Source organism: Parapedobacter lycopersici (assembly GCF_040395035.1).
GTDB lineage: Bacteria > Bacteroidota > Bacteroidia > Sphingobacteriales > Sphingobacteriaceae > Parapedobacter > Parapedobacter lycopersici_A.
This window is the reverse complement of the sequence record NZ_JBEBRB010000035.1, coordinates 20,209-27,032: the sequence shown is the minus strand read 5'-3', so window position 1 is coordinate 27,032 and position 6,824 is coordinate 20,209. Positions and strand designations below refer to the sequence as shown.

Here is a 6,824-nt window from a genome sequence, read left to right as displayed (position 1 = left end):
AGGCTGTTTTCACAGCACTTCCGTTTGTTTTACGTGTTGGTTGCGTGCTCATTGATAAAGCTCGGAATATTGGATGGATCGGGACCGATGTAATGAAACTGCTCTGCCCATTCCAAGCCGTATTTTTTCCCGATTTCCCTGTCGGAAGGCACGCCCCGTGTATATTGTGAGTCCTGGTCCAGTACAAAGTGCTTGATGTAATTCCGGTCGGCCGCATGATCATCGCTTCCCAAGATGTCCAGTTTTTTCCCGTTTTTCGCAAGCGAATTCCGCAATGCCGAACCGGCGTGGCCACCGGGACCCTGGCTGGTAATCACGGCATTACTTTCGACCTTGGTATCAATGAAACTACTGATATCCACCACACGGTTCACCCGTTGTGGCCCCCGGGCGAAATAATACCGTTCCAGCACACTGTGGCGCTCCACGATGTCAAAATGTTCCGGATAATCATAACTTCCGGCCATCCAGCGGGCTGCCTCTACCGCTTTGGCCGTGACGTAATGGTCGGGATTTTCCTCGTAGTGCCCCCAAGGGTCGTAACAGACAACGGTATCAACCTTCAAAAGCCGGAAAAGGAAGATCAGTCTTCCTTTTATCTCCTGGATATTATATTCATCCATCCGGTGGTTGCGATACCCCAGGTTATATACTTTCTTCAACCCCAGGGCCTTGGCTGTGGCATTGGTGGAAATTTCATTATTCAGGATCTGTTCGGCAACGGTATTGCCTACACCGGTGGCATCGTCATTTGACGTCTGGATCATGTAACCCGTATATCCCTCGCTGATCAGCTTGGCAACAGTGCCTGCCGCAAAGAGTGCAATATCGTCGCAATGGGGCTGGATTACGGCCAGTACTTTTCCTTCGTGCGGCCGGCCGGTAACCGGACGTTCAATGACCACATCGCCCTGCTGCGCGTTGCCCGGTGATGTTCCTGACTTCACTCCATCCGCTGCCACGGATGCGCCTGTCAATGAACCGTAGACCGTTGGCAGCATCGCGCCGGTAAGCATACTCTTGCTGATAAATTTTCTTCTTTCCATAATTAAATCAATCGTTAGGTGTTTTTATATTGGTACGTTATAATTGGCTAGGGGGGTAAGACCTAAGGAAGGCAAGGTAACCATTATCCGGTTTATTTCAAGCGGCGAATGCGTTTTTCACGGATCGCACTTGCCGTCTAACGACAGCAATACGAAATCTCTCCCGTAGCTGGATATTATTGTGGGGATTCCTGCTGCTCGATGATGACAAAAACGTCTTCGTTTTCCTTCTTCATCTTGTATTTTTCGCGGGCCATGCGCTGTAGCGCTTCAGGGTCAGTATTCAGCGCTTCGATCGTCTGGTTCACACGCTCAATTTCAGTAGTGTAAAACGCTTTCTCCGCTTTCAGGCTTTTCAGCTGGGAATAATAGCTATATTGCGTGGTGATGTCGTGGCGGTCAAAAAACAGCATCCATACCGCAAATGCGACCGTGGCGATCACATATTTATTCCGGATAATGGAGAACAGCCGTTCCATACCAACAAATGTAAGGCAAAATTTTAATAAAATAAAAATCCACGCTTCAAAATGTTGCCTTCTCCATAACGACCTGAATAAATGTTTATTAAAATCACAAAACGCAAAACAATGTTTTGTTCAATCACTTAATTACCGCACCTTTGGGCAGTATCATAAAGTAAAAAATAATGGAAACTGTATGAGCTCACGCAAATAATCGGGAGTTATCCATACAAGCTTCACAAACAATTACGCTAATGAAAAAATTATTCTTGATCCTGCTGATTGTGGCAGTAAAATGGAATGTGCAGGCAGATGAAGGCATGTGGTTTTTGATGCATATTGAGCGCCTCAATGAACGGGACATGCAGAAAATGGGACTCCAGCTCACCGCAGAGGAGATCTACAGTATTAACCACTCCAGCCTAAAGGATGCCATTGTCCAGTTTGATGGCGGATGCACCGCCGAAATCGTATCCGGCCAGGGGCTGGTGCTCACCAACCACCATTGCGGCTACGGTGCCATCGCTGAGCTATCTACACCGGAAAACGATTACCTGACCAACGGCTTCTGGGCAGGTACCCAACAGGACGAACTGAAACCGGAAGAACTGTCTGTCCGCTTTTTTGTGCGCATGGACGATGTCACCGACCGAATTCTCCGTTTGGTTAACGACGAGATGGATGAAATCGAGCGCGAGCGGGTCATCAACCGCGAAATTGCCAAAATAGAACAGGAAAACAACGAAGGAGGCAAATACACTGTTTCAGTAAGACCTTTCTATAACGGCAACGAATACTATTACTTCGTTTATCAGGATTATCCCGATGTGCGACTGGTTGGTACGCCGCCGGCCAGCATCGGAAAATTCGGCGGCGACACCGACAACTGGGAATGGCCCCGTCATACCGGCGACTTTTCATTGTTCCGTGTATATGCCGACGCCGATGGGAACCCAGCGCCCTATTCCCCTGATAATGTGCCACTACAGCCCGATTATCACCTCACCGTAAGTCTGAACGGATTTGATGCAGGAGATTTTGCCATGATCCTGGGCTACCCCGGACGTACCAATCGATGGATGCCTTCGGGCGGTATCAACCAAAACGTCCACTACGCTTACCCTGCCTGGGTAGAAGCATCCAAGGTAGGCATGGACCAGATGAAAAAACACATGGATGGCAACCAGGAAGTAAAGCTCAATTATGCATCTACCTACTCCCAGGTGGCTAATTACTGGAAAAACCGCCAGGGCATGATCGACGCGCTGACCCAGCACCAAACTGCCGCCACGAAAGCCGCGCAGGAAGCCGATTTCCAGCGTTGGGCCAACAAGCGCAAAAACCGGGCACGTTACGGTAACGTCATCCCGACCATCAATAACTATTACGAGCAGACCAACCTGCAAAGCCGGCACGACAATTACCTTATCGGCCTGCTGCGTTCCAGTACGTTTGCCGCACTTCCCTACTCGCTTGGCAATGCATTGCTGTATTACAGCCGGCAGAACGAGGCCAAGCGCCGGGAAGTGTATCCCCAGATCGAAGGGAACCTCAGTGGAATTTACGACAACCTGCACCTTCCGCTGGAAAAAGACGTGCTCGGTGCGCTGGTCAATCTTTATGCGGCAAAAGCCTCGGAAGTCGGTATTCCGACATACATCGAAACGTTGTATGAAGCCAACAACAGCGATCTTCGCGGGTATATCAATACTGCGTTTGACCAAAGCCTGTTCTCCGATAAGGCAAAAATAACCGCCTTTCTGGCGAACCCGGACAGTACCCTGATCCAACAGGACCCGTTGTTCCAATTATCCACGGTGCTGCTTAACCGTTACCGGGAATCGACGCCCGAACAGGCGGCAGCTGAAGCCGACTTCCAACGGGCCTTCCGTCTTTTCGTTGAAGGCACGCGGAAAATGAACCCGCGAAAAAAATATTATCCCGATGCCAACAGTACACTGCGGCTTACCTATGGTAAGATTAACCCATTGCCTCCCGATCCGACCAATGATGCCAGCGAAAATTACTTTACCACACTGAAAGGCACCATTGCCAAGTACCAGCCCGGTGACGAAGAGTTCGATCTACCCAAACGATTAATCGACTTGTATGAGGCAAAAGATTTCGGACGCTATGCTGATAAAGCCGGCCACCTCCCGATCAATTTCCTGACAGACAATGACATTACCGGTGGGAATTCAGGATCGCCGGTATTGAATGGGAAGGGTGAACTGATCGGTATTGCTTTCGACGGCAATATCGAAGCCATGGCGGGTGACGTCATTTTCGACCCGGAACTGCAGCGAACCATTTCCGTGGATATCCGCTATGTACTGTTCCTGATTGATAAATTTGCCGGTGCTTCCCATTTGGTTGAGGAGATGACAATTGCGGAATAGCAAGTCACTGTTACCCATAAAAAAAGAGGCCGCTCAGCAGCGGCCTCTTTTTTTATGGGGAGTTAGCTATTTAGTAAACTTAAAGCTTTTACCCAGGAATTTTGCATTACTGCCCAGCTCCTCTTCGATGCGGAGCAACTGGTTGTATTTTGCAATCCGGTCGGAACGGGATGCCGAACCGGTTTTAATCTGTCCGGTATTCAGCGCCACGGCCAGGTCGGCAATGGTATAATCTTCTGTTTCGCCGCTACGGTGGCTCATGACAGAAGTGTAACCGTTTGTCTGAGCCAGCGAAACCGCGTCAATGGTTTCCGTAAGGGAACCGATCTGGTTTACTTTCACCAGGATAGAGTTAGCTACCCCTTTATCGATGCCTTCCTGTAACCGCTTCACATTGGTTACGAACAGGTCGTCGCCCACCAGCTGTACCTTATCGCCAATGGCTTGGGTCAGTGCAGACCATGCTGCCCAGTCGTCCTCATCAAGGCCATCCTCAATGGAAATGATGGGGTATTTCTTAGTCCAGTCCACCCAGTAGTTAACCAGTTCCTCGGAAGTAAACTGGCGGCCATCGGATTTCTTGAATACATACCGTTTTTTCTCCGCGTCATAAAACTCCGACGCGGCTGCATCCATGGCAATATAAACATCTTCACCAGGCCGGAAACCAGCCACTTCAATGGCTTGCAATACCGTTTCAATCGCTTCTTCGTTCGAGCCGATATTAGGTGCGAATCCACCCTCATCACCCACGTTGGTCGAATAACCTTTTTTCTTCAGCACGGTTTTCAAGTGGTGGAAGATTTCCACTCCCCAGCGCAACGATTCCGAAAACGTCTCAGCACCGATCGGCATCACCATAAATTCCTGAAAATCGATCTTATTATCGGCATGCGCACCTCCGTTGAGGATATTCATCATCGGAATAGGCAATGTATTGGCGTTAACCCCGCCAATGTAGCGGTAAACCGGCTGGCGGCTTTCCTGCGCAGCTGCTTTGGCCACGGCGAGGGAAACCCCCAAAATGGCGTTAGCACCAATTTTAGCTTTATTCGGCGTACCGTCAATTTCCAACATCAGCTTGTCGATCGCATTCTGCTCAAATACGTCGATCCCCTGCAATTCCTTCGCCAGGGCTTCGTTTACATTTCTGACTGCCTTTTGCACCCCTTTACCCAGGTACACATCCGCGCCGTCGCGCAATTCCACAGCTTCATATTTGCCCGTAGATGCGCCGGACGGTACGGCAGCGCGACCCACAAAGCCATTTTCAGTAGTTACATCTACCTCTACGGTAGGGTTACCGCGCGAATCCAGCACTTGCCGCGCATGAACGTCGATGATTAAACTCATGTACTTTTTCTTTTTATGGTTATGTTATTATGATAGCGCTTATTGTCTTTTCTGCTTTCGGCCCATGCGCAACAGGTCCGAAATGTACCTTTCAAACTTACCTAAATTTGCGTTGATATGCAATTACTGCCTCCATCGGAGTCCGGCTAGCGCAGCATGGCCACAAATTGATCGAATAAATAACGTGAATCGTGCGGACCGGGCGACGATTCCGGATGATACTGTACTGAAAACGCCTTTTTACCTTTTACGCGGATACCTTCAATGGAATCATCGTTGAGGTTCACGTGTGTGATTTCCACTTTATCCGACTTCTTAATGTCGTCTGCCACTACGCCGAAGCCATGGTTCTGGCTGGTAATTTCACAGCTATCAGCAATGATATTTTTCACCGGGTGGTTTATTCCGCGGTGTCCGTTAAACATCTTCTCTGTACGTACCCCATTGGCCAGCGCCAACAGCTGGTGGCCGAGGCAGATACCGAACATCGGCTTGTTGGATTCCTGTATTTCCTTTACGGTTTGCACAGCGTAGTCCATCGCGGCCGGGTCGCCCGGACCATTGGATACAAAATAACCGTCGGGTGCCCAATCCTCCATCTCGGCAAAAGATGTTTTTGCCGGGAAAACCTTTGTGTATACATTGCGGTCGCTGAAATTGCGAAGGATATTCTTTTTGATACCCAGGTCGAGCACAGCCACACGGAGCGGCGCCGATTCATTGCCATGGTGATAAGGTGTTTTAGTAGAGACCACCGATGAAAGTTCCAGACCAGCCATAGAGGGTACCTCAGCCAGTTGCCGTTGCAACGCTTCCACATCCAGTGTTTCGGATGAAATAATGGCGTTCATTGCTCCCTTGTTACGAATGTGGCGTACCAGCGCACGGGTGTCGATGTCGGAGATACCCACCAGGTTACCCCGCTCAAAATAATTCTGTATCGAACTATCTGCCATTTTCCGGCTGTAGTTCATGTTGTAATTTTTACAAACCAGGCCTGCAATCTGGATGTCGCCCGATTCCGCTTCTTCGTCACGGATTCCATAATTGCCGATGTGGGCATTGGTAGTCACCATAATCTGGCCGTAATACGAGGGATCGGTAAAGATTTCCTGGTATCCGGTTGTTCCGGTGTTGAAACAAATCTCGCCTGTGGTTGTGCCGATTTTTCCCGCGGCTTTTCCGTGGTAAACCGTACCGTCTTCCAATACTAAAATTGCCGGCAGTTTGCTGTAGTTGGTCATTCGCTATCTTATATGGTTATAATGTTTTCCTGTGTAAGCCGCTTGCTTAGCGTGAAAATCCAAAAAAAAAGCCCTCGACGGGCCAAAATATGTATTGAAAATGCAGGGTGAGCCGGAAAAGTTTCCGGGCTTGGGTGATTCTTTCTTGAAGCAAGGTACTCCGATTTTCACGAGGGACAAAGGTACAGTTTTGTTCCAAAACTTTAAAATATTTTTTTGACTGTATGATTCGTTCATTCCGGTCGACCCTAAATCGAATATGAACAAAATGAACGCAACCTACAGTGTATTCCCCGGTTATTTTTGCGGGAACGAATA

5 protein-coding genes are annotated in these 6,824 nt (G+C 49.0%); 1 reads left to right on the top strand and 4 read right to left on the bottom strand.

Going from position 1 to position 6,824, the window contains the following annotated elements; genetic code table 11:
• Window positions 1-29: 29 nt before the first annotated feature.
• Window positions 30-1,046, bottom strand: a complete 1,017-nt coding sequence (locus ABWO75_RS08725) for a PIG-L deacetylase family protein (RefSeq protein ID WP_353184621.1) — start codon at window positions 1,044-1,046, stop codon at window positions 30-32.
• 176 nt (window positions 1,047-1,222) lie between these two features.
• A complete protein-coding gene (locus ABWO75_RS08720; protein ID WP_353184619.1) occupies window positions 1,223-1,525 on the bottom strand; it encodes an FtsB family cell division protein in 303 nt (100 codons plus the stop codon).
• Window positions 1,526-1,764: 239 nt separating this feature from the next.
• On the opposite strand from ABWO75_RS08720, the gene ABWO75_RS08715 reads away from it, so the two are divergent.
• Window positions 1,765-3,909 (top strand): S46 family peptidase, encoded by a 2,145-nt coding sequence (locus ABWO75_RS08715; RefSeq protein WP_353184617.1) that lies wholly within the window; start codon window positions 1,765-1,767, stop codon window positions 3,907-3,909.
• A 66-nt stretch (window positions 3,910-3,975) separates the two neighbouring features.
• Here the strand turns inward: ABWO75_RS08715 and eno are convergent, their stop codons facing one another.
• Window positions 3,976-5,262 (bottom strand): phosphopyruvate hydratase, encoded by a 1,287-nt coding sequence (eno, locus tag ABWO75_RS08710; RefSeq protein ID WP_353184615.1) that lies wholly within the window; start codon window positions 5,260-5,262, stop codon window positions 3,976-3,978.
• A 146-nt stretch (window positions 5,263-5,408) separates the two neighbouring features.
• A complete protein-coding gene (gene carA, locus ABWO75_RS08705) occupies window positions 5,409-6,506 on the bottom strand; it encodes a glutamine-hydrolyzing carbamoyl-phosphate synthase small subunit (protein ID WP_353184613.1) in 1,098 nt (365 codons plus the stop codon).
• Window positions 6,507-6,824 lie beyond the last annotated feature (318 nt).

Excerpts from the sequence above, each read along its gene's own strand:
- ABWO75_RS08720 (WP_353184619.1), bottom strand. The coding sequence starts at position 1,525 with ATGGAACGGCTGTTCTCCATTATCCGGAATAAATATGTGATCGCCACG.
- ABWO75_RS08715 (WP_353184617.1), top strand. The coding sequence starts at position 1,765 with ATGAAAAAATTATTCTTGATCCTGCTGATTGTGGCAGTAAAATGGAAT.
- carA (WP_353184613.1), bottom strand. The coding sequence starts at position 6,506 with ATGACCAACTACAGCAAACTGCCGGCAATTTTAGTATTGGAAGACGGT.
- eno (WP_353184615.1), bottom strand. The coding sequence starts at position 5,262 with ATGAGTTTAATCATCGACGTTCATGCGCGGCAAGTGCTGGATTCGCGC.
- ABWO75_RS08725 (WP_353184621.1), bottom strand. The coding sequence starts at position 1,046 with ATGGAAAGAAGAAAATTTATCAGCAAGAGTATGCTTACCGGCGCGATG.